This is a genomic window from Olsenella absiana, from assembly GCF_036408855.1.
GTDB classification, from domain to species: Bacteria; Actinomycetota; Coriobacteriia; order Coriobacteriales; family Atopobiaceae; genus Olsenella_K; species Olsenella_K absiana.
Genome location: NZ_JAZGJQ010000004.1, coordinates 146,146 through 168,036, shown reverse-complemented (window position 1 = coordinate 168,036; position 21,891 = coordinate 146,146). Strand labels below are relative to the sequence as shown.

Annotated in this window: 20 protein-coding genes; 12 read left to right on the top strand and 8 right to left on the bottom strand. The window is 69.6% G+C overall.

Features of this window, described 5'->3' with window-relative positions:
• Positions 1–84: 84 nt before the first annotated feature.
• On the top strand, positions 85–1,050 hold the full coding sequence (locus VXJ25_RS05575) for an AEC family transporter (RefSeq protein ID WP_330958228.1): 966 nt from the start codon (positions 85–87) through the stop codon (positions 1,048–1,050).
• Positions 1,051–1,086: 36 nt separating this feature from the next.
• Here the strand turns inward: VXJ25_RS05575 and VXJ25_RS05570 are convergent, their stop codons facing one another.
• On the bottom strand, positions 1,087–1,773 hold the full coding sequence (locus tag VXJ25_RS05570) for a Crp/Fnr family transcriptional regulator (RefSeq protein ID WP_330958227.1): 687 nt from the start codon (positions 1,771–1,773) through the stop codon (positions 1,087–1,089).
• Between the two features lie 198 nt (positions 1,774–1,971).
• Between VXJ25_RS05570 and VXJ25_RS05565 the strand changes: the two genes are divergently transcribed.
• Together VXJ25_RS05565 and hcp are read left to right on the top strand one after the other, a co-directional pair.
• The gene (locus tag VXJ25_RS05565; RefSeq protein ID WP_330958226.1) at positions 1,972–2,613 is read left to right on the top strand and encodes a cupin domain-containing protein; all 642 of its coding nucleotides are present in this window, start codon (positions 1,972–1,974) and stop codon (positions 2,611–2,613) included.
• A gap of 67 nt (positions 2,614–2,680) precedes the next feature.
• Complete coding sequence (gene hcp / locus VXJ25_RS05560; protein WP_330958225.1) at positions 2,681–4,315, top strand: hydroxylamine reductase; 1,635 nt, start codon at positions 2,681–2,683, stop codon at positions 4,313–4,315.
• A 130-nt stretch (positions 4,316–4,445) separates the two neighbouring features.
• Here the strand turns inward: hcp and VXJ25_RS05555 are convergent, their stop codons facing one another.
• Entirely contained in the window at positions 4,446–5,744 is a 1,299-nt protein-coding gene (locus VXJ25_RS05555; RefSeq protein ID WP_330958224.1) for an SPFH domain-containing protein, read from the bottom strand.
• 229 nt (positions 5,745–5,973) lie between these two features.
• On the opposite strand from VXJ25_RS05555, the gene VXJ25_RS05550 reads away from it, so the two are divergent.
• The 4 genes from VXJ25_RS05550 (at position 5,974) to VXJ25_RS05535 (ending at position 10,863) form a co-directional block, all read left to right on the top strand.
• Positions 5,974–7,806 (top strand): hypothetical protein, encoded by a 1,833-nt coding sequence (locus VXJ25_RS05550; RefSeq protein WP_330958223.1) that lies wholly within the window; start codon positions 5,974–5,976, stop codon positions 7,804–7,806.
• Positions 7,803–9,317, top strand: a complete 1,515-nt coding sequence (locus tag VXJ25_RS05545) for a sensor histidine kinase (protein WP_330958222.1) — start codon at positions 7,803–7,805, stop codon at positions 9,315–9,317. The genes VXJ25_RS05550 and VXJ25_RS05545 overlap by 4 nt, the downstream gene beginning before the upstream one ends.
• Entirely contained in the window at positions 9,314–9,943 is a 630-nt protein-coding gene (locus VXJ25_RS05540) for a response regulator transcription factor (RefSeq protein ID WP_330958221.1), read from the top strand. Before VXJ25_RS05545 ends, VXJ25_RS05540 begins: the two co-directional genes overlap by 4 nt.
• A gap of 185 nt (positions 9,944–10,128) precedes the next feature.
• On the top strand, positions 10,129–10,863 hold the full coding sequence (locus tag VXJ25_RS05535; protein ID WP_330958220.1) for a DUF4428 domain-containing protein: 735 nt from the start codon (positions 10,129–10,131) through the stop codon (positions 10,861–10,863).
• Between the two features lie 225 nt (positions 10,864–11,088).
• Here VXJ25_RS05535 and VXJ25_RS05530 read toward each other — a convergent pair whose 3' ends face one another.
• From VXJ25_RS05530 to VXJ25_RS05515, 4 genes are all read right to left on the bottom strand, one after another.
• A complete protein-coding gene (locus VXJ25_RS05530) occupies positions 11,089–11,793 on the bottom strand; it encodes a DNA alkylation repair protein (RefSeq protein ID WP_330958219.1) in 705 nt (234 codons plus the stop codon).
• Between the two features lie 158 nt (positions 11,794–11,951).
• The gene (locus VXJ25_RS05525; protein ID WP_330958218.1) at positions 11,952–13,139 is read right to left on the bottom strand and encodes an ABC transporter permease; all 1,188 of its coding nucleotides are present in this window, start codon (positions 13,137–13,139) and stop codon (positions 11,952–11,954) included.
• Entirely contained in the window at positions 13,126–14,295 is a 1,170-nt protein-coding gene (locus VXJ25_RS05520) for an ABC transporter permease (protein WP_330958217.1), read from the bottom strand. Before VXJ25_RS05520 ends, VXJ25_RS05525 begins: the two co-directional genes overlap by 14 nt.
• 9 nt (positions 14,296–14,304) lie before the next feature.
• The gene (locus tag VXJ25_RS05515) at positions 14,305–15,258 is read right to left on the bottom strand and encodes an ABC transporter ATP-binding protein (RefSeq protein WP_330958216.1); all 954 of its coding nucleotides are present in this window, start codon (positions 15,256–15,258) and stop codon (positions 14,305–14,307) included.
• Between the two features lie 206 nt (positions 15,259–15,464).
• Here VXJ25_RS05515 and VXJ25_RS05510 point away from each other — a divergent pair, with 206 nt between their 5' ends.
• Positions 15,465–16,562, top strand: coding sequence for a sensor histidine kinase (locus tag VXJ25_RS05510; RefSeq protein ID WP_330958215.1), 1,098 nt, complete (start codon positions 15,465–15,467; stop codon positions 16,560–16,562).
• The gene (locus VXJ25_RS05505; RefSeq protein WP_330958214.1) at positions 16,559–17,221 is read left to right on the top strand and encodes a response regulator transcription factor; all 663 of its coding nucleotides are present in this window, start codon (positions 16,559–16,561) and stop codon (positions 17,219–17,221) included. The genes VXJ25_RS05510 and VXJ25_RS05505 overlap by 4 nt, the downstream gene beginning before the upstream one ends.
• A gap of 13 nt (positions 17,222–17,234) precedes the next feature.
• On the opposite strand, the gene VXJ25_RS05500 is transcribed toward VXJ25_RS05505, so the two are convergent.
• Positions 17,235–17,732 carry a DUF2798 domain-containing protein gene (locus VXJ25_RS05500; RefSeq protein ID WP_330958213.1) on the bottom strand — a complete coding sequence of 166 codons (498 nt, stop codon included), beginning with the start codon at positions 17,730–17,732 and terminating at the stop codon, positions 17,235–17,237.
• 305 nt (positions 17,733–18,037) lie between these two features.
• Between VXJ25_RS05500 and VXJ25_RS05495 the strand changes: the two genes are divergently transcribed.
• The 3 genes from VXJ25_RS05495 to VXJ25_RS05485 all read left to right on the top strand — a co-directional run bounded on the left by VXJ25_RS05495 (position 18,038) and on the right by VXJ25_RS05485 (position 20,892).
• Positions 18,038–18,616 (top strand): HD domain-containing protein, encoded by a 579-nt coding sequence (locus VXJ25_RS05495; RefSeq protein ID WP_330958212.1) that lies wholly within the window; start codon positions 18,038–18,040, stop codon positions 18,614–18,616.
• A gap of 140 nt (positions 18,617–18,756) precedes the next feature.
• Positions 18,757–19,869 (top strand): Ldh family oxidoreductase, encoded by a 1,113-nt coding sequence (locus VXJ25_RS05490; RefSeq protein ID WP_330958211.1) that lies wholly within the window; start codon positions 18,757–18,759, stop codon positions 19,867–19,869.
• 72 nt (positions 19,870–19,941) lie between these two features.
• Positions 19,942–20,892, top strand: coding sequence for an L-lactate dehydrogenase (locus tag VXJ25_RS05485; RefSeq protein WP_330958210.1), 951 nt, complete (start codon positions 19,942–19,944; stop codon positions 20,890–20,892).
• 1 nt (position 20,893) lies between these two features.
• Here the strand turns inward: VXJ25_RS05485 and VXJ25_RS05480 are convergent, their stop codons facing one another.
• A complete protein-coding gene (locus VXJ25_RS05480; protein ID WP_330958209.1) occupies positions 20,894–21,733 on the bottom strand; it encodes a hypothetical protein in 840 nt (279 codons plus the stop codon).
• Positions 21,734–21,891 lie beyond the last annotated feature (158 nt).

Below are 21,891 nucleotides of genomic sequence, written 5' to 3'. Positions count from 1 at the left end.
GACGCGCCCGGGGCTACAATGCCCCGTGCCGTCGCATCGCCGGCTGTCGTGCCGCCGATGCGGGCGAGTTGCGAAAGGAACCCTGTGGACAGCCTCGTCTTTAGCATCAACGCGACGTCTCCCATCTTCCTCACCATGCTGCTGGGCATGCTCCTGCGGCGCCTGGGGATGATGGACGACCGCTTCGCGGACTACCTCAACGCCTTCGTGTTCAAGGTGGCGCTGCCGGTCCTGCTGTTTCAGGACCTTGCGACGCAGGACTTCGTAGCCGCCTGGGATGGGCGCTTCGTACTGTTCTGCTTTGTCGTCACGGCGGCGAGCATGGCGGCGATCGTGTTGCTGTCCCGCCTGGTGGTACGGGACGTGCCCCAGCGCGGTGAGTTCGTCCAGGCGAGCTACCGCAGCTCGGCGGCCATCCTGGGCATCGCGTTCATCAATAACGTCTATGGGAGCTCTCCCACCACCATGGCGGCCCTCATGATCCTGGGGAGCGTCCCGCTCTACAACGTGTTCGCCGTGGTGGTGCTCACACTCACGGCAGGAGGGGACGGCTCTTCTCGCCCGTCTGTGGAGTCCATGGTGCGAAAGGCGGCGCATGGTGTCGTCACCAACCCCATCATCCTGGGGATCGCCGCGGGATTCGCGTGGTCGCTCCTGGGCCTGCCCGTGCCCAAGATCCTGGCGTCCACCATCAGCAACGTGGCGGTGCTCGCGACGCCCCTGGGCCTCATGGCAATGGGGGCGCAGTTCAGGTTCCGCTCCGCGCGCGGGAGCCTGGGCGTTGCCGGCGTGGCGAGCCTCATAAAGCTCGTGGGGCTCGTTGCGGTCTTCATGCCCCTGGCCATCCACCTGGGGTTTCGTAACCAGCAGCTCATCGCCCTGCTCGTGATGCTGGGCTCCGCCTCCACGGTGAGCTGCTACGTGATGGCGCGCAACATGGGTCACGACGGCGTCCTCACCTCGACCATCGTGATGATGACCACGGCGGGCTGCGCGCTTACGCTCACTATGTGGCTCTGGATGCTGCGTGCCGGAGGCTTCGTGGCATAGGGGAGAAGGGCACTAGAATGCGCCTCGCGCCCGCCATCACTCCTCCGGCGTGAGGAGCGTGAAGAGGTTCTTGCGGCAGACGATGAGCCCCTCGCGCCTCATGCGGCCCAGCTCCTTCGAGAGGGCGGAGCGGTCCACGTTGAGGTAGTCGGCGAGCTGCTGGCGGTCGAAGGGAATGGAGAAGCTCGTCGAGCCGGCTTGGACCGCCTGGGCGTTGAGGTAGGCCATCACGCGCGCGCGAATGCCCTTGGGCGCGGTGAAGAAGCTCTTGCGGGAGAGCATCAGGTTCTTGCGAGCCGAGTCCATGAGCAGGTTGTTCTCGAGCGCGATCGCCCAGGGCTGTCGCTCCTTGGCCAGGCGCCCGAGTGCGCCGACCCTGAGGAAGAGGACGCGGCAGTCCTCGTTGGCGCGCACGTCCACGAGGAGCGGCTCGTTCTCCAGCAGGGCGTAGGACTCGGCGAAGGCGTTCTTGGGTCCGATGCTGCCGAGGATGGTGCGGTTGCCCCAGACGTCTCTGCTCTCGATGGTGACGCTGCCCTCGAGCACGATGCCGATGCGGTCCGTGATGGTGCCAACCCCCAGTATGAGGTCCTGCTTGCGATAGCGACGCTCCTGCGCGAAGAGCGCCGAGAGGGCGCGATCGATCGAGGCGGGCTCCATGCCCCGGAAGAGTGGGGTCCCCTGCACCGGTGCGGCGTCCATATCATCGTCCTCTTTCTCCATATGTGGTCACCACCACATACTGTACCCATCGCCGATCGGAGAATAGCCGTGGTCGATAAATGAGTGCGCCGTGGTGACAAAAGACGGCCCGGCGGCCACGCGGGTCGGCCCGGCGGTGACGGGGGCCGGCTCGAGAGGCGACGAGAGCCGTCCGGTGTCAGAGGCGTCACGCGCGGCGTCTAGAAGAAGGGGGCTCACATGGGAAGGAACTACGGTCAGGTCTTCCGGCTCGAGTCCGAGACCCCGTCCGTGGAGGGGTGTACCATCTCGAGGGAGGTCACCGGCGGTGCGACCTACTTCGCGCTGGGCGCGGGCACGAGCATCAGCCCCGAGTCCCACCCGGAGGCGAAGCTGGTCTTCGTGACCACGGGCGAGCTTACCGCGAGCGTGGACGACAAGGACCACGCGGTTCGCGCGGGCGAGGCCCTTCTCGTCCCGGCTGGCGCGCTCTTTGGTGTCGAGGCCGGTCCGGACACCGGCTATGTCGATTTCGGATGCGAGGGAGCGAACATGGACAAGCAGGGTATCGAGGCGGGCGTCGCGCAGGAGCTCGCGGGGCTGGCGCCCTACCAGGACGGGGTTATCGTGAACCGCGACGTGCTCCGCACGCCGGGGATGAAGCTCGTGGTGATGGCCTTCGACGAGGGCTGCGCGCTCTCCGAGCACGCCGCTCCGGGCGAGGCGCTGGTCATGGCGCTCGACGGCGAAGCAACGATCACCTACGAGGGCGTCGAGAACAAGGTTAGGGCGGGGGAGTGCTTCCGCTTCGCCAAGGGCGGCCGCCACGCGGTCAAGGCCGACACCCGCTTCAAGATGGCGCTCGCCGTCGGCCTCGCCTAGCGAGCACGAACCAAGCAACCAACCAAGCACCGATAAGGGCAACCGCCTGAGGATAGGAGCGAAAATGATGGACACCCCGATGTTCTGCTTCCAGTGCCAGGAGACCGCCGGATGCAAGGGCTGCACCCGCGCCGGCGTCTGCGGCAAGACCCCCGAGGTCGCCGGCCTCCAGGACCTTCTCATCTACGTGACCAAGGGCACGTCCGCCCTGGCCTGCGCCCTGCGCGATGCCGGCAAGGAGGTGCCGGTCGCGGTCGACCGCATGGTCACGCTCAACCTCTTCACCACGATCACCAACGCCAACTTCGATGCCGAGGCCGTGACCGAGCGCATCGAGCGGACGCTCGCCTGCAACAAGGAGCTCGCCCAGACGCTGGGCAGCACCGAGGGGCTGCCCGCCGCCGCCCTCTGGCAGGGCGCGCGCAAGGACTTCTCCGCCAAGGCGCGCGAGGTCGGCGTCCTCGCCACTGAGGACGAGGACATCCGCTCCCTGCGCGAGCTGATCACCTACGGCCTCAAGGGCCTCTCCGCCTACACCTCGCACGCAGACGCGCTGCTGGTCCGCGACCCCGAGATTGACGCCTTCCTCCAGAGGGCCCTCGCGGCGACCCTCGACGACTCCCTCTCGGTCGACGACCTCGTGAAGCTGACCCTCGAGTGCGGGTCGTGGGGCGTCAAGGGCATGGCCCAGCTCGACGCCGCCAACACCAAGGCCTACGGCAACCCCGAGGTCACCGAGGTCGAGATCGGCGTGCGCAAGAACCCGGGCATCCTGGTCTCCGGCCACGACCTGCGCGACCTTGAGATGCTGCTCGAGCAGACGGCGGGCACCGGCGTGGACGTCTACACGCACTCCGAGATGCTTCCCGCCCACTACTACCCCGCGTTCAAGAAGTACCCGCACTTCGCCGGCAACTACGGCAACGCCTGGTGGAAGCAGACCGAGGAGTTCGAGAAGTTCCGCGGCCCGATCCTCATGACCACCAACTGCGTCGTGCCTCCCAAGGACAGCTACAAGGGTAGGCTCTGGACCACGGGCGCCGCGGGCTTCCCCGGCTGCGCGCACATCGACGCCGACGCCGAGGGCAACAAGGACTTCTCGGCCCTGATCGAGCAGGCAAAGACCTGCCAGGCCCCCGAGGAGATCGAGCAGGGCACGATCGTGGGCGGCTTCGCGCACGAGCAGGTCTTCGCCCTCGCCGACAAGGTGGTCGCCGCGGTCAAGTCCGGCGCCATCCGCAAGTTCGTGGTGATGGCCGGCTGTGACGGCCGCCACAAGACCCGCAGCTACTACACCGAGTTCGCCGAGAAGCTCCCGAAGGACGTCGTGATCCTTACCGCGGGCTGCGCCAAGTACCGCTACAACAAGCTCAACCTCGGTGACATCGACGGCATCCCCCGCGTCCTCGACGCCGGTCAGTGCAACGACTCCTACTCGCTCGCCCTCATCGCGCTCAAGCTCAAGGAGATCTTCGGCCTCGACGACGTCAACGACCTGCCGATCGCCTTCAACATCGCCTGGTACGAGCAGAAGGCCGTCATCGTCCTGCTGGCGCTGCTGTCCCTCGGCGTGAAGAACATCCACCTCGGGCCCACGCTCCCGGCGTTCCTGTCGCCCAACGTCACCAAGGTGCTGGTCGACAACTTCGGCATCGGCGGCATCACCACGGTCGACGAGGACCTCAAGCTCCTCATCGGCTAGCCTCCCGCGACAACCCTCCCGCGAGAATCCTCCCGGGAGAAGTCTCATGCGAGAAGACCGCGAGGTCCCGAGCTCATCGGGGCCTCGCGGTCGTTCGTCGGGCGCTGGGGCGACGGGTTGCCTGCTCGGCCTACGGCCGGGGCTTCCCGCAGTTGCCGCAGAAGCGCCCGGTGTTCTGCGCCCCGCACGAGCAGGTCCAGGGGCCGGCGGCAGGCTGGGGCCTAGGGCTCCCGCAGTTGCCGCAGAAGCGCCCCGTGTTCTGCGCCCCGCACGAGCAGGTCCAGGCGTCGGCTGCGGTGCCCGCCGCGCTCGGTGCACCCGGCGCGCCCGCTGTGGCGCCGCCCGTCGCCGGCCCGACGCCCCGAGGACCGCCCGGCGCGCCGCCCGGAGCCGTCGTGCCACCGGCCGCGCCCATGCCGTAGAGCCCTTGCATGTTGGCACCGCCGCCCAGGGCGTTGGCCATCCCCATGCCCATGAAGCCGACGGCCGCGCCCGCGCTGTTGGACGCCGCCATGCGCATGGCGTCCGCCTGCGAGGCGGCGAGGTTCGCCGCCGCCATCGTGGGGTCCCTCATGACCGCGGCCCTCTGCAGCTCCTTGATCATGGCCTCGTCCTCGGGGGACGCGATGATCGAGTTCACGCCGAGCGCCGCCACCTCGATGCCGCGCGTCTGCCCCCAGGACTCGGAGAGCTCCGCGTTGAGGGCCCGGGCGAGCTCCCTGGTGTGCGCGGGGACCGCCGAGTAGCGCACGCCCATGGCCGAGATGCGCGCGAACGCCGGCTGCAGGGCCGTGAGCAGCTCGCTCTTGAGCTGCGAGTCGATCCTGTCGCGTGTGAAGGGCTCCTCGACGTTGCCGCACACGTTCTTGTAGAACATGAGCGGGTCGACGATCCGGTACGAGTACTCGCCATTGCAGCGCACGGAGATGTCCACGTCCAGCCCGATGTTGTCGTCGACCACGCGGAAGGGGACGGGCGCCGCCGTCCCGTACTTGTTGCCCACGACCTCCTTGGCGTTGAAGAAGTAGACGCGCTGGTCCTTGCCCGTGTCGCCGCCGAACGTGAAGCGCGTGCCCACGCGCTCGAACGACGCCCGGATCCTCTCCCCGATCGAGTCGCCCCCGCCGAAGAGCAGGGTCGGCTCCGTCGAGCTGTCGAACACGAACTCGCCCGGCTCGCCGCAGGCCTCGACCACCGCGCCCTGCTCCACGACGATCATGTACTGCCCCTCGTTCACGGCGATCACGGAGCCGTTCGAGATGATGTTGTCCTCGCCGAGGACGTTCGACGAGCGTCCCTGCGAGGACGTCCTCTTGCGTCCCTTGGCGACGAGGGTGTCCGCGTCGAGCGCGTCGCAGTAGAAGTACTCGCGCCAGGAGTCGGCGAGAACCCCGCCTGCGGCACCTATCCCAGCCCTCAGAAGTCCCATGGTCCACGCTCCTTCCTCGTCGTGCCCTTCGGGCGCACATGCCCTCGGCATCAGGGTGATTCGTGAACCCCGACGGCGGAACCACCGGGCGTCCCAAAACGCCCGTCGAACGTTGGCCGCGCGACCCAAAGGGCGCGAGCCCCCGAGACTAGAATGGACGTATCGGCTGCCGCCGGCGCTTCCGCCGGGGCGCGCGGCCGTTGGGGACGCGAGTGAGGGGGACACCCGCGTGAGCAGGTCTGACGACACGCTTGTGCGAAGGGTCGTCGCCGGCGCGTGCGCCGGAGGGATCCTCCTGTGCCTGGTCCTTCTCGGCATGCAGGCCTTCGGCAGCGCACCCGCCCCCGAGCCTGGCAGCGCCAGGTTCCTGCGCGGGTCGCCTCTCAGGCCCTCGGGCTCATACGGCGTGGTACCCTCCTCCACCTCGGGGCTCGTGCTCCTCATGGCGCCGGCCGCGGCGCTGTGGGGCTTCTCGGTCCACGTGCGGTGCTCGGACGCGCAGGTACGCCACTGCCTCAAGGGCGTGGCCCTGCTCGTCGGCCTGTGGATGCTCGACGTGCTCGTCAAGTACCGCTATCCCATCGACGACCCCGGGCTCATAGCCTTCCTCTGGTACCTCTACTACGTGCCGATGACGCTCATCCCGCTGCTCTGCCTGCTGTGTGCCCTGCGCGCCTCCGCGCTGGACTCGAGGCCCTGGGCGCGCCTCCTTAGGCGGGCCGCCTGGGCGACGAGCGCCGCGGTCGTCGCCCTGGTGCTCACCAACACCTTTCACCTGCAGGTCTTCTCGTTCGACATGTCGAGGCCAGACTGGCAGGAGACCTACGCCTACAACTGGGGCTACTGGTTCGCGGTCGCGGTCTACGTGGCCGAGTACCTGGGCTTCTTCGCCCTCCTCCTCGCTGCGTCGCGCCGGAGGCTGCGCGGCGTCATCGCGCTCCTCGTCATGGCCGCCGTTCCCTTTGGCGCCTACTGCCTCATGTACGCCCTGCGCCACGAGCTTGCCGTCAAGACGAACTTCTCCCTCAACTACTGCCTGGTGGTGGTGCTGCTCCTGGAGCTCGCGCTGGACTTCGGACTCCTGCCCTCATACGCCTGGTACGGCGAGGCGTTCTCGCGCCTGTCCCTCGACCTCAAGGTCCTCTCGCGCGACGGCTCGGTCGCCTTCGCCACCGACTCGGCCACCCAGACGCCCGCCTGCGCCCTCGAGCTCGCACTGCGGGTCGCGCGCTCGCAGGAGCGCGGCGGGGTCACGAGGTTTCGGACCTCCGCCGTCCCCCACGCGCTCTTCAAGGCATACGGGGTGAGCGGCGGGGTGGCGCTGCTCACCGAGGACGTGGCGCCCCTGGACGAGCGGCGCCGCGTGCTCACCGAGCGGCAGGACCGCCTGCGCAGGAGCAACGAGGTCCTTCGCCACGAGAGCGGCCTGCGCCGCGAGCTGTGGCGCCTCGAGAGCGAGAAGCGCCTGCTCCTGGACGTCGAGGGGTCCATCGCGGACAAGGTGGGCCGCATGCGCGAGCTGATCGCCTCGCTGCCGAGGGGGAGCGGGGCGCAGGACCGCGCGCGCAGGCGCGACATGCTCGTCGAGGTCAAGCTCCTCGTCGCCTACTGCAAGCGGAAGGGGGCGCTCGTCCTCTCCGAGAGGAGCGACCCCGCGTTCGACCGCGACCGCCTGCAGCTCGTCTTCAACGAAACGGTCTCCGACCTGCGCTCCATCGGCGTCGACTGCGCCGCGGCGGTGAGCCTGGAGGGCGAGCTGCCGGCCGCCGTGGTGAGCGTGCTCTACGACTGCCTGTACGATGTGGTCTCGGTCGCCCTCTTCGCCGTAGACCCCATCCTCATGCTCTACGTGAGCGAGGACGAGAAGGGCGTGGGGCTGCGGGCGGCGCTGGACGCGGCGCGGATGGACGCGGGGCGCCTAGAGGCCGCCGCGGCGCGCCTGCGGGAGGACCTCGCCGGCTCCCGGGGCGAGCTCTCGCTCGAGCTGTCCCCGACCTCGTTCAACGCGGCGGTCCGCGTTCGCGTGCCCCGAGCCGTGCGACAGGGGGGTGGGGAGCCGTGAGCCACCTCTTCTCGATGAGGGTGTCGACGCTGATCGTGATCTGCGGGGTCGCCTACCTCCTCACCGCCGGCCAGACCGTCCACGCGTGCTTCGCCTCGATGCGGCGGAAGGGCGGCCCGCGCTGGCTTGGCGTCTGGTACGAGGCGCTGCTCGCCGTCCACCTGCTCTTCGCCTGCGCCGTGTCGAGCTCGGCCATGGAGAACCAGGGGGTCATCCTCCTGTGGCTGCACCCCATCCTCCTCGGGCTGGAGTCGCTGCTCTGGGCGAACGCCCTCGCCGCCGTGCTGGGGGGAGTCCTGGCCGTCCGCCTGCGTCGCCCCTGGATGCTGGGCGAGGTGGCGCTTCTCGCCCTCTGCACGCCGCCCGCCATCGAGGCCCTGGGGGAGGGGTCCTCGCTGCTCCTGATCGCCGACGTCTCCCTCTTCGCGGCGCGCGTCCCCGCGACGCTGGCGCTCGACGTCCGTGAGAGCAGGACCTCGGTCTCGCGGCTCTCGCTCATCGATGCGCTGGACGCCCTGCCCGAAGGCGTGATGTGGACGAACGAGGGCTACGAGGTGCTCTTCATGAACGACGCCATGCGCGCGACCCTGACGCGGCTGGGGCTTTCGACCGACCTCGCGGACGCGCGCGGGCTGTGGGGGAGGCTCGAGGGGGAGGCGCGCGAGGCCACGGGCGACGGGCTGCTCGTCGACGTGGGCGACGGCAGGACCTGCCTCTTCGTGCGCGACAGGGCGCGGCTGCGCGGGACGCCCTGCGAGCGCGTGATGGCGCTCGACGTGAGCGAGGAGGCGGCGACCAACGCGCGCCTCGAGAGCCTCAACCGGCTCCTGGAGGCCGCGAACGAGGAGCTGCGCGCCTCGATGCTCCAGGTGCGGAGGGTGGCCGAGGCCGAGGCGATCATGCGGGTGAAGGCCCGCGTCCACGACACCATCGGCGCGCGCCTCTCGATACTCCACCGCTTCCTGGAGGACGACTGCGACGACCCGGAGGCGCTCGAGCGGATCTGCGGGCTCCTCAACGGGATCATGGACGACCTCGCCGAGAAAGACCTGCCCGCCGCGAGCGCCGGCCTGGAGGCCATCCGCAGCGCTTTCTCGCTCGTGGGCGTGGACGTCAGGGTCGTAGGCGAGCTTCCGGCGGACGAGGCTGTGGCCCGCGCGTTCGCCGAGATTGCCCTCGAGGCGGTGACCAACGCCGCGAAGCACGCCCAGGCGCGGCGCGTGGACGTGAGGATCTGCCGCGGCCCTGGCGGCGCGGCGTCGCTGAGCGTGACGAACGACGGCTTGGCGCCGGCAAGCATCGTCGAGGGGACGGGGATCCCCGGCATGCGGCGGCAGGCGGCGGCCGTGGGTGCCTCGTTCGCCGTGAGGGGCGGCCCGCCCTTCTCCGTCGAGGTCGTGCTGCCGGCCGGCGCGCGACCGGCAGCCGGGACGGAGCCGGCGGACGAGGCGCCCACGGCTGGGGCCGGCGCGCCCACCCAGGAATCCAGCGACGAGAGGGGGCAGGCATGATTCGCATCGTGCTCGTGGAGGACCAGGCGATGCTCAGGGACTCGCTCGCCTGCACCATCAACGCGCAGCAGGACATGGAGGTCGTGGCCTCCCTCGCCGACGCCGCGGACGCGCTCGAGGCGACGCGCCGCACCGGGGCCACCTGCGCGCTTCTCGACGTGTGCACCGAGAACGACTCGAGCGGCATCGTGGCGGCGCGCCTCATCAAGGAGGCGCTGCCCGACGTCCGCGTGGTCATCATGACCGGGCTGCCCGAGATAACCTTCGTCGACCGCGCCCGGGAGGCGGGCGTCGACAGCTTCGTCTACAAGAACGTGGGGACGGGCGAGCTGCTCGGCATCATCCGCTCGACCATGGAGGGCTACTCGACCTTCCCCCTCTCCAAGCAGCGCATCATCCCCGACGGCGTGGAGCTCTCCCAGGTGGAGATAGACATCCTGCGCCTGGTGTGCGAGTCCAAGACGAGAAGGGAGATAGCCGCCGAGCTCTACCTCAGCGAGGGCACGGTCAAGCGGCACATTTCCGAGATCCTCGCCAAGACCGGCTACGACAACATCCTGCGCCTGGCGGTGCACGCCGTCTCCAACGGGCTCATCGTCCCCGGGATGGGCCGCCGGGACGAGTGAGGGGGCGGCCTCGTCGCCGGGGCCTCCGCCGTCTCGCCGACGGCCCGGCGTTTGGACGTCGGGTCATGCCCCGCGGCCCCGGATGGGCCGCGGGGCACTTCTGTTTGGGCCGGTCGCACGACACAATCTGTGTCGAGGGGCACTGGAGGACGCGGACGACCGCTTGGTGGAAGGGAGAGGCGACCATGGGACTGTTCGGAAAGATGTTCGAGAAGAAGACCTGCAGCATCTGCGGTGGCGAGATCGGGCTTCTCGGTAACCGCAAGCTCGAGGACGGCAACCTCTGCAAGGAGTGCGCCAGGAAGCTCTCCCCGTTCTTCAGCGACAGGCGGCGCTCGACGGTCGAGCAGATCCGCGAGCAGCTCGACTGGCGCGAGGCCAACCGGGAGCGCGTGTCCGCCTTCCACGTCACGCGCACGCTGGGCTGCGACACCAAGGTGCTCCTGGACGAGGACGCCGGGCGCTTCCTGGTGACCTCGACCTCGCGCTGGCGCGAGGCCAACCCGGACGTGCTGGACTTCTCGCAGGTCACGGGCTGCGATACCGAAACGCGCGAGACCCGCACCGAGCTGCGCTGGAAGGACAAGGACGGCGAGGAGCACAGCTACGAGCCGCCTCGCTACGACGTCGACTACGACGTCTACGTGACCATCCACGTGAACGTGCCCTACTTCGACTCCATCACGTTCCAGGTGAACGACTACCAGATCGAGGAGCGCGACTCGGTGGAGTTCCGCGAGGCGGAGCGGCAGGCGGGCGAGATCCGAGACGCCCTCACGCGGCTGCGCGAGGGCGAGCGCGAGAAGGTCGCCGCAGCCTCGGCTCCCAAGGTGGCGCGAACCTGCCCGTTCTGTGGCGCGACGACCATCCCGGACGCCAACGGCCGCTGCGAGTACTGCGGCGGGGCGATGGGTTCGTAGGGGTCCAGCCCGGGAAGCACGTCGAGTGCTTCATGTGGTTCAGCGACGGCATCGAGAGCGTCGACGAGCTGGTGAACGTCGAGGGCACCATCGAGGTCTACGACGAGGCCACGTACGACACGCTCGCCGAGTACCCGTTCGCGATGTAGCGAGGGGCGCGGAGCGGCAGGCACGCGCGAAGGAGGCCTCCGGCGCTACCCCCGGCGCCGGGGGCGCCTTCGTCCGCTACCGTCGCAGGCGGCGTAGCGCGTCCTTGGTGTCTGCGGGAACGCGCCGGCTCTCGATGCCCTTCCGGATCGCCATGCGCTGCAGCTGCGGGTCGATTCCCGGTGACCCGATCGCCTCCAGTGCGTCGTGCTCGCGGGTGACGAGCGCCTCCGCCAGGTACCAGGCGACCATCATGCGCACGTAGTACTCGCCGTTGTCGGCCGCGATCGCCAGGCACAGCTGCGACGGGTCGAAGCCCTCGCCGAGGAGGTCGCGCATGAGGACCGAGACGCCGAAGCGTCTGGTGTAGGTGTGCTCGGAGGCCATCCATCGCCGCGCGAGGGGGAGAAGGACCTCCTGCCGCCGCCCGCCCAGGGCCTTCTCGTCGTGGAACGCGCGCGGGTTGAGCGCGTCGCACACGCACCAGTTGTCCACAAGGGGGAGGAGCGCGTCCAGGAGGCGCACCGCGCGCCCCACCTCGCGCGTCTCGTTGAGCACGAAGGCGTGGACCAGGTACTCCTCGTACCAGCGGTGCGGCAGCTCGGCGAGGAACGCTTCGCGGTCGTCCGAGCGGGACACCTCCCGTGCCAGCTTACGGAGCCTGGGGACCCGCACGCCCATCATGGTCGCGGGGTCGGCCGTGGCCACGACGCGTGCGTTGAACTCGCGATACCCGCCGTCCTTGTCGGCAAGCTCGAGCAGCCTGTCCTCGACCCACCGCATGTGCGCTCCGCCCTCCCCTCGGGCTCGCCCGCAGCCTGCGCGGGGCAGCCCGCGACCTGGCTCCGGCTCACCCCACGGCTCCGGACCGCAGGTCGCTGCGGCCCGTGCCGTGGCTCCAGTATGGCAGGCTTCGCGGCGAGGAGGCCCCGGCCCGGCTCCTATACCGTCTGCGCGCGGGAGCGGCTGCGGCCGAGCGCCAGCCCCACGAGTACCGCCGCCACGCCGAAGAGCGCGCAGACGCCCAGGTTGCCCACAAGCGGCATTACGGTCGCGCCGCTCACCTCGCCCATGCCCGCGGCGCCGTCAATCACCAGCGTCGCCCAGTACGCCGGCGTGAAGTGCGCCACGGCGAGAAGCTCGTCGGGCAGCAGCGAGAGCCCCGTCCACGCCCCGCCGAGGAACGACATCACCATGCCTAGGATGTTCGCAAGCGCGTTGGCGGCGTTCTCGCTCACGCCAAGCTGCCCGGCGAGAAAGCCCACGCTTGCGGACACCAGCGCATAGACGAGAAGCGCTGCCCCCACAAGCGCCACCTGCACGGGCGAGCTCCCCAGCGCAGAGCCGCCAAGCACCGCAACCTCAAGGCAAAAGTTCCACGCCCAGGCGATAAGCGCGATCGTGACGCAGGCGCCGAGAAGCGCCAGGTTGCGCGTATGGGCGGGCTCGGGCGAGGCCAGCCTGCGGTCACGCACGGGCCGGCGCCCCACGGAGGACATGAGCACCGCGATGCAGACCATCGAGCTCGAGAAGATGGGGTACGAGGCAAACTCCGAGGCCGTGACGATGCTCGTCGGCAGGGGCGCCGCGACCTGCTCGATTATGCTCACCCGCGCGGAGCCTTCCCACGACGCGTCCGTGGCTGCAATCACGTCCGCCTCGCTGCCGCCCAGCGTCGCCGCCATGCCGTAGAGCCCGTCGGCGTAGCCGGTGGACTCCACGTCCACAAGCCTGCCGGCGCCCGAGTAGTACGAGACGTACGTCTCGAGGTCGGGCGCCTGGGCGCCGTGCCGCGCCGCGTCGAGCAGCTCCTCGCCCCAGCCCGCGGGAACGACGAGCAGGTAGCTCACTTGGTCGCGCGCAACGGCGTCCTGGATGGCGCGCTTCTCGTCCGCCACCTCCACCCGCCTGTTGCCCGAAAGCACGTGCCGTGCAAGCGCGGAGGAGAGCTCGGAGCCGTCGCGGTCGATGACGGCCACGTTCACGGAGGCCGGCTGGAACTCGCCTGTGGCTGCCTGGCTCGTGGAGAGCCCAATTATCACGCCCACGAGCGAAAGCATGACCAGGTAGATGGCTATGTAGATCCGGTGGGAGAGGAAGATCTTGAGGTAGGTCCTAAAGGTGGTCATACGAGGTCCTTCTCATGCGCAAGGACGCGAGGGCGAGAAACACGAGCGCCATCATCAGCAGGGCGACGAAGCTCTCGAGAAAGGCGTCGGGCGTGTCGTAGTACAGCAGCGAGTAGAAGCAGTTGGTTGTCTGCCAGAGGGGGTTTACGTGCGCAAGTGCCGGCGCCGTGGCCTCGATAGAGTCCGCGAGCTGCTGCGAGGCAGTGCCGTAGAGGCCCGTGAAGAGCGAGAGCAGGCAGGTGATGCCGGAGATCATGCCCGTCTCCATGTGCGTGACGGTTCCGCAGAGAGCACCGGCCGCACACGCCATAAACGACGATGCCGCAAGCGCGCCGACCACCCCGGGGACGTTGTCGCCAAAGGGAACGCCCGCAACGCCCCACATGAAGAGGGTCGCTGCAAGCAGGCACGCAAGCTGGCAAAGCCACGCGCCGAGAAGCGCTCCCACGAGCATGCGCCAGCGAGGCACGGCGGCGAGCGTCTGTCGGGCGCCTAGCGGCCCCGCGGTGGGGAGAAGCCGGCGCACCGAGACCATAGCGGCGGTGGCGCCCATGCCGGCGGCCATGGCGAGAAGCGCGTAGTAGTAGCGTGCGTCGGCGCTGGGCGGGTTCTTGGTTGCGGAGAGCTGCACCGTCTGGACGGCGTTGCCGGTAAGGGCGCTTAGGGCATCGCCCGTGGCGAGAAGCTCCGGCCGCGTGACCGCGACCTTCTCGACGGCGTTTCGCGCATGCAGGTAGAAATCGAGGACCTCGACGAGAAACGAGGTGGGGAGGCTGCCGTTCTCGGCGATGCCCGCGTGGGTAACGTCGAGCTGCGGCGTGCCCTCGCCGTCCACCGTGAGGTAGGCGTCAATCTCGCCCGCGTCTGCCGCGGCCTTCGCCTCCGCGGCGCTCTCGTAGTAGGTCACGTCGCAAATGTGCTGGTCGGACGAGGCGTCCGAGATTGCCTGGATTGTCTCGTCCAGGCCGATGGCAGCCGTGTAGTTCTTGTCGCGTACCACGCCCAGTGAGGACCCCACGGCGGTGTAGGCGTCTTGGATTCCCGAGAACATGCCCATGAAGATGCAGGTCATGATGATGGGGAAGGCCAGCACCCACACAAGGAGGGCCTTGTCGCGCACGAGCGAGAGCACGCTGTTCCTTAGGCTTGCGAGCATGGTTGCCCCCTAGGCCTCGTCGCGCAGGGCGCGGCCAGTGATCTCGAGGAAGACGTCGTTCAGCGTGGGCGGCTCGGAGAGCACGCGGCCGTAGGGGAGGTGCGCCTCCGCGAGCACGCCCAGGACGTCGGCCAGGTTGTGAGCGCCCGGGGTGCACTGCACGCGCAGCATCCCCGCCTCCATCGCGGCCGTGCGCACGTGGGGGAGCGAGCGCACGCGCTCGAGCGTGGCCTCGTCCATCCCGCCCACCTCGACGGAGACCTTCTCGCCCGTGCCGACCATGCCCTTGAGCTCGTCGGCGGTGCCGCTCGCCACGCTGCGCCCGTGGTCCATGATTAGGATGCGCGAGCAGAGCCGCTCGACCTCCTCCATGTAGTGCGAGGTGTAGATCACGGTGGTGCCCTCGGCGTTGAGGCGCTCGATGCCGGAGAGGATCGACTCGCGGCTCTGCGGGTCCACGGCCACGGTGGGCTCGTCCATGATGACGAGCTCCGGCCGGTGCGCGATGCCGCAGGCGATGTTGAGGCGCCGAAGTAGGCCGCCGGAGAGCTTCTTGGGGCGGAAGCCCTCGAACTTCTGGAGCCCCACGAAGTCGATGGCCGCGTCCACCAGCTCGCGGCGGCGCGCGCGGTCGCTCACGTAGAGCGCGCAGAAGCTGTCCACGTTCTCGCGTACGGTGAGCTCTTCGAACACGGCGACCTCCTGCGGCACCACGCCGACGCGCCGCTTGAGCTGGTAGCTCGTGGGACGCATCGGCTGCCCGAAGAGCTCTATCTCGCCGTGGTCGTAGGAGAGCAGCTGCAGCAGGCAGTTGATGGTCGTGGTCTTGCCCGAGCCGTTGGGGCCGAGAAGCCCGAAGACCTCGCCGGGGGCGATGTCCAGCGACAGGTGGTCCACGGCCACCAGCTCCCCGTAGCGCTTGACCAGGTTGCGGATGCGGACGACCGCCTCGTTCGCTGCCATGTGGGCTCCTCTCGTCTGCCTCGAGAAGAGTGTCGCGCGGCGGCCCGCGCGCGGGAAGTGAGCCTCGTCACCGGTCGCGCCTGCGGGGCATGACATTTGTCACGGGTTCGCGCGGCGCGCCTGGGGCGCCGGCCGGTCCGCGGTGCGCCTGGGGCGCCGGCGGCGGTGCGACGCCCGCCGGCGTGGACGTCCGTATAATTTCAGCCATGGAGAGAATCGCCGACAAGAGCGTGGTGCTTCTCGCCTGCCTGGCCCTCGTGGCGCTGGCGGGCGAGGTGGACGCCGTGCGCGTGGCGACCCTGCTTGCGGTCGTGGGCGCGAGCGCCGGCTTCGAGCTCGCCGCCCGCCGGCACCCGGCTGGCGCCGGGGCGCTGTGCTGCGCCGCGTGCGCGCTCGGAGCGCTCGTCCCGGGCGCGTGGCCGTCCCTGCCGCTCGCCTGCTACGACCTGCCCCGCACCCGCTCGCGCCGGCCGCTGGCGTTGGCGCCGTGCTGCGTCGTGCTGGCGTGGGCCCGGGGTGCGTCCGAGCCGCAGGCGGCGGTCCTTCTCGCCCTGGTGGCGAGCTCGATGGCGCTCTCGTGGCGCTGCGGACGCGTGATCGCGCTCTCGCGCGAGCTGCATGCCCTGCAGGACGACCTCCAGGACAGGGTCCTCGACCTGCGCGAGAAGAACCGCGAGCTCGAGGACGCGCGCGCCTGGGAGTCCCACGCCGCCGCGCTCGCCGAGCGCACGCGGATCGCGCGCGACATCCACGACTCCGTGGGCCACCAGCTCACCCGCCTGGTGCTCGAGGTCGAGGCCCTCAAGGTGGTGCACCGCGGGGATGCCGACGCCGTCTCCGAGCTGGGCGGGCTTGCGGACGGCTTGCGCGGGGCGCTCGCCTCCATGCGCGCGAGCGTCCACGCGCTTGAGGACTCGGCCGTCGACGTGGGCGTGGAGCTCAACCGGCTGGCGGGACAGAGCGGCATCGCGCACGTGGACGTGGACTGTGGGCTCGAGGGCGCGCCGCCAGCCGAGGTGAGCCGCTGCCTGGTCGCGGTGACGCGCGAGGCGCTCACGAACGCCGCCCGCCACGCGCGTGCCGCCCACGCGACGGTGCGGGTCACGGAGCTGCCGGGCATCTGGCAGCTGCGCGTCGAGAACGACGGAGAGGTGCCGGCCGACGCGGCCGGCCTCGAGGCGCGCGGCATGGGCCTGCGCGGCATGCGCGAGCGGGTCGAGGGGCTCGGCGGCACGCTGCTGGCGGGCCCGGACGGCAGGCGCTTCTCTGTGTTTGCGTCTATTCCCAGGAAGGGGCGGGCATGAGCGAGGGTGCGAGGGCGGACGCGGCGTCCGGCATGAGGGTCATCGTGGTGGACGACGACGCGATCGTGGTGCGCTCGCTGGCGACCATCCTCGGCGCGGAGCCGGACGTCGAGGTGGTGGGTACGGGGACGAGCGGAGAGGAGGCCGTCTCTCTCTACGCGTCCTTGTCGCCCGACGTGGCGCTCATGGACATCCAGATGCCGGGGGGCGACGGGCTGGGCGCCGCCGAGAGGATCCTCGCCGCCGACCCCGCCGCGCGAGTGGTCTTCCTCACCACGTTCTCCGACGACGACTACATCGTGCGCGCGCTGCGGCTGGGGGCGCGCGGCTATCTCATCAAGCAGGACGTGGCGAGCATCGCGCCGGCGCTGCGCTCCGTGATGGCGGGGCAGAGCGTGCTCGAGGGCGAGGTGCTTGCGAGGGCGGCCGCGCTCTCTGCCGGCGACGCGACGGTGCGGCGTGCCGAGCCGGAGATGCGTGGGCTCACCGAGCGCGAGCGCGAGGTGGTGCGCGCCATCGCCGACGGCATGAGCAACGCCGAGGTCGCCGCTGCACTCTACATGAGCGAGGGCACGGTGCGCAATCACATCTCGGCCATCCTCGCCAAGCTGGGCCTGCGCAACCGCACCCAGATTGCCGTGTACTACTACCGGGGCTAGGTGCGCCTCGCCCCTACTCGGCCTCGGCTGCCGCCGCGGCGCGGGAGGCCCCGAGCGAGAAGAGCGCGCCCGCGACCCTGCGCACGACCGGTCCCGCCACGAAGAACTGCCAGAGAAGGGCCATGGGGAAGTTGAGCACGGTCGTCTGGAACCAGGTGGCCACGACGTCGGGCGCGGCGGGCCGCTTGATGAGCAGCGTCGCGACGAGGCTCATGAGGGGGCACATCAGCTGGACGCTCAGCGCGGAGATGGCTGCCACCATGGCGAAGGGGGTGCGGGGCTCGGATCCAACGAGGCCGGCGGCGCGGCGGGAAGCGCTGGGGGAGACCACGACCAGGTCGAGGACGAAGGCGATGGGTCCCATGTAGGCGAGCTCGCGCAGCGCCGCGACGAACACGAAGTTGGACAGCCCGCCAACCTCGAGCGCGATGTTGTAGCAGATCATCCCGTACACCATGGCGACGACCATCAGGGCGGTGAAGACGACTTCCTGGACGCGGTTCTGTGGCATGTGACCTCCCGGCTCTCGTGCAGTGTTGTTCGTTATCACCGGGGAGGTGTGCGTTTCCAAGGATACCTGCAGCTCGTTTAGTGTCAGACCAACATAGCAGCCGTGAGGGCGGGCCCGTGTCGGTCCGGCGCCATCCGGACAAAGTCTTCATGACCTCTCGTGCCTGCTACCGTCGTGTGAACGACCGGGCGACGTCCGTCCGCCCCCACGGCGCGCTGTTATGCTAGGGGAGAAGAAGCATTTGGTCCGGACGCTCGCCGGCAGCTCGCGCGCCGTCGCGGGACGGCCGGGGACGGGAGGCAGACATGGACGAGAAGGACGACGCGCAGCGGCAGGGTCCCGACGCCCCCGGCGTGACGGGCGACCCCGCCGCCCTCGAGCTGGCGATGGCGGCCTACGACGAGGGCGACCCCCGGCGCATCCACCACTTCCTGAAGGTCCACGAGCTCGCACGTACGATCGGGCTCGCTGAGGGGCTCGACGCGCGCACCCTCCACGTCCTGGAGGCCGCCGCAATCGTACACGACGCGGGCATCCACGAGTCCGAGCGCATCTATGGCAACGCGAGCGGCAGGCACCAGGAGGAGCTCGGCCCCGCAGTGGCGCGGCCGCTCCTGGAGCGTGCGGGCTACGACGAGGCCTCGGTCGAGCGCGCCTGCTGGCTCGTCGCGCACCATCACACATATATAGGCATCGAGGATGACGACCACCAGGTTCTCGTGGAGGCCGACTTCCTCGTGAACATCTACGAGGACGCGCCCCAAGACGCGGAGGCCCGTGCGCGCGTCGCGCGCCAGGTGGCGGAGCGCGTCTTCCGCACGCGCACGGGCCTCGCCCTCCTGTGCTCCATGTACCTCTCCGACGCGTACGCCCCGCTCCCATAAGGGCCCCGGGGCTTGCCGCGCCGGGTGGGATAATCGCAGGTGCCGCCCGGGCCTTCCGGGGGCAGCCCGGCCAGGGCCGGGCGAGGTTGCGCGCGGGCAGGCCGCGCGCCGCCAGGGCATCCGACCGAAGGGGGAACCGCATGGAGACCAGGCCCTACGTCCCGTGGGAGCTCATGAACTCGTTTCTCGTCGATGCGTTCGCGGGGTACGGCGTGCCCCGCGAGGATGCCGCCATCTGCGCGGACGTCCTTCTCGAGAGCGACCGCCGCGGCATAGAGAGCCATGGCTGCAACCGCTTCAAGCCCATCTACCTGGACCGCATCAAGCGCGGTACGCTCCTGCCCACCACCGACCTCGAGATCGTGCGCGAGACGCCCACCACCGTCGTGGCCGACGCGCACGACGGCATGGGCATGGTCGCCTCCTATCGCGTCATGCGGATGCTGATAGAGAAGGCCCGCACCAACGGCATGGCGGGCGGCGCAATCCGCAACTCCACGCACTACGGCATCGCGGGCTACTGGGCGACGATGGCGAGCAAGGAGGGCATGATCGGCCTCACGGGCACCAACGCGCGCCCGTCGATCGCGCCCACCTTCGGCGTGGAGAACATGATGGGAACTAACCCGCTCACCTTCGCCCTCCCCACGGACGAGGAGTTCCCCTTCTGCATCGACTGCGCGACCTCCATCGTCCAGCGCGGCAAGATCGAGTACTGGGCCCGCGAGGGCGCGCCGACCCCTCCCGGCATGGTGGTGACGCAGGACGGCAGCCAGGTGACGGACTCCGAGCGGATCCTCAGGATGCTCGTGGACGGCACGGCGGCGCTCGCCCCGCTGGGCGGCGGCCCCGGCGACGAGATGCGCGGCTACAAGGGCTACGGCTACGCGGCCACGGTGGAGATCCTTTCCGCGGCGCTGGCGGGTGGCGAGTTCATGAAGGCCCTCACGGGCGTCGCGCCCGACGGCTCCCCACAGATGTACCATCTTGGGCACTTCTTCTTCGTCGTGGACCCGGACGCCTTCTGCGGCCAGGACGTCTTCCGCAAGACGGCGGGCGACATCTGCCGCGCGCTGCGCGCCTCCAGGCGCGCGCCCGGCTACGACCGCATCTACACCGCGGGCGAGAAGGAATACCTCGCCTGGCAGGAGCGCAAGGACAAGGGCGTGCCGGTGGGCGAGGCCGTGCAGCGCGAGCTCGTGGCGGTGAGGGACGAGCTGGGGCTCGACTACCGCTTCCCCTTCGAGGACTGAGTCCGCGCCGAGGGTTCGCGCGCGGTCCCCGGGGCCAGGTCCCGGCCCGCGCGCATCACAGGGAGGTTCTACATGAGCTACAGGGATTCCAAGGTAGTGGTCGTCGGTGCCGGCAAGGTCGGCTCCACCACGGCGTTCAGTATCGTCAACCAGGGCCTCTGCGAGGACGTCCGCCTCATCGACGTCGACCGCGAGCGCGCGGTGGGCGAGGCCCTCGACATGGGCGACTCGGTCTTCTTCATGAGCCGCAACATGAGCGTGCACGCCGGCGGATACGACGAGTGCGCGGACGCCGACATCGTGATCGTGACGGCCGCCGCGCCCATGCCCAAGGACTCCAACGACCGCTTGGAGATGCTCAGGCCCAGCCTGGGCGTGGTCCGCTCGGTGGTGGAGCAGGTTATGGCATCGGGCTTTGACGGCATCTTCCTGGTGGTCTCCAACCCTGTCGACGTGATGGCCTACTACACCTGGAAGGTCTCGGGCCTGCCGCGCGAGCGCGTGATCGGCTCGGGCACCCTGCTGGACACCGCGCGGCTCTGCCGCGCCCTCTCGGACATGTACGACCTGGCGCCCGCGAGTGTCGAGGCCTACGTCCTGGGCGAGCACGGCGACTCGGAGATCGTCTCCTGGAACAGCGCGACCATCGGCGGCAAGCGCGTGGATGACGTCTTGCGCGACAACGCCTCGCGCACGCGCGGCGTCACCCGCGACGAGCTGCGCAAGCGCACGGTCCAAGCCGGCTGGGACATCTTCAGCCGCAAGGGGAACACCTGCTACGGCATCGCGTCGAGCACGGCGTCCATCGCCAAGTCGATCCTGTTCGACGAGAACCGCATCATGCCCGTCTCGGTCTACCTCGACGGCCAGTACGGCATCCGCGACACCTTCCTCTCGGTCCCCACGATCGTGGACCATACCGGCGCCAAGGAAATCGTGGAGATCGACCTACTGCCGGACGAGTTGGAGGCGCTGAGGAGCTCCGCCGACCTTCTCCACGCCCTGGACGAGAGGCTCCAGTAGCTTAGCGCGCACCTACGTGCGCGCCATGTCCGTCAGAAAGAAGCCACAGGATCGCCCGCGCGCAGCGCAGGTCCTCATCCGTGAAGTGCCCGCCGGGGTTGAGCTCGAAGCACGTGCTCGCCCCGGCCCGCTCGAACGCCCCCGCGACCCGCTGCGTGTCTTCGAGGACGGACCGCATGGCGCGGTTGTGGGTGCGCGGCTCGGCCTCACCGAGCGAGAAGTACGCGCGCCGCACGCCCGGTCGCGGCCCGTTGCCGGCGGCGTACTCGGCGAAGCCCGGGTACCACAGCGAGCCCGACACGCTGGCGACGCGCTCGAAGGCGTCGGTCCGCGTCGCCGCCCACGCTGCGAAGAGCCCCGCCAGCGAGTAGCCGGCGAGGGCGGAGAGGGACGGCCCCATCCCGTGCTGGCCGAGAAGGGCCTCGGCCTTCGGCATGACTGCCCGCTCGAGGAGCCCGAGCTGGGATTCAGCGGCGCCCTCGTAGGCGGTGCCGCCGCGGAACGTCGGCGGGGCGGGCCACGGGGTGAGGTCGTCGTCCCAGCTCCTGGCCTCTATCGCCACGAGAGCCATGGGTGGCCTTGTGCCTTCGCCCACGCGCTCCCAAACGCCCCTCCCGTCGCCCTCGAAGACGTGCAGATAGACCACGGGAACCAGCGTCGGGGAGGCGTCGGCGCGGACCCCTGCGAGCGGCTCCGTTGCGCGCAGGGTGACCTTCACGCCCTCGACCTCGATGCTCTGCTCGACCATGCCGCCTCGTTCGACCACGCCAGCCTCCCAGCTGCTCGCCACCGGACAGGGGAGGGCGGCACGCACGCCGCGGATCCCGTCATCCAGCACCATAGCATCGGAGCAGGTGGGCCGAAGACGCGCGAGCCGGCCTGTCCGCTCGGCGGACGTCGCTTTGTTGCGTAACGCATATATACGGGTGGTTCCTCAGCTGCGCTCGAAGTGTGTTAGCCTTTTATTCTGGTCTGAATGACACCTTAACGTGTCTCAAC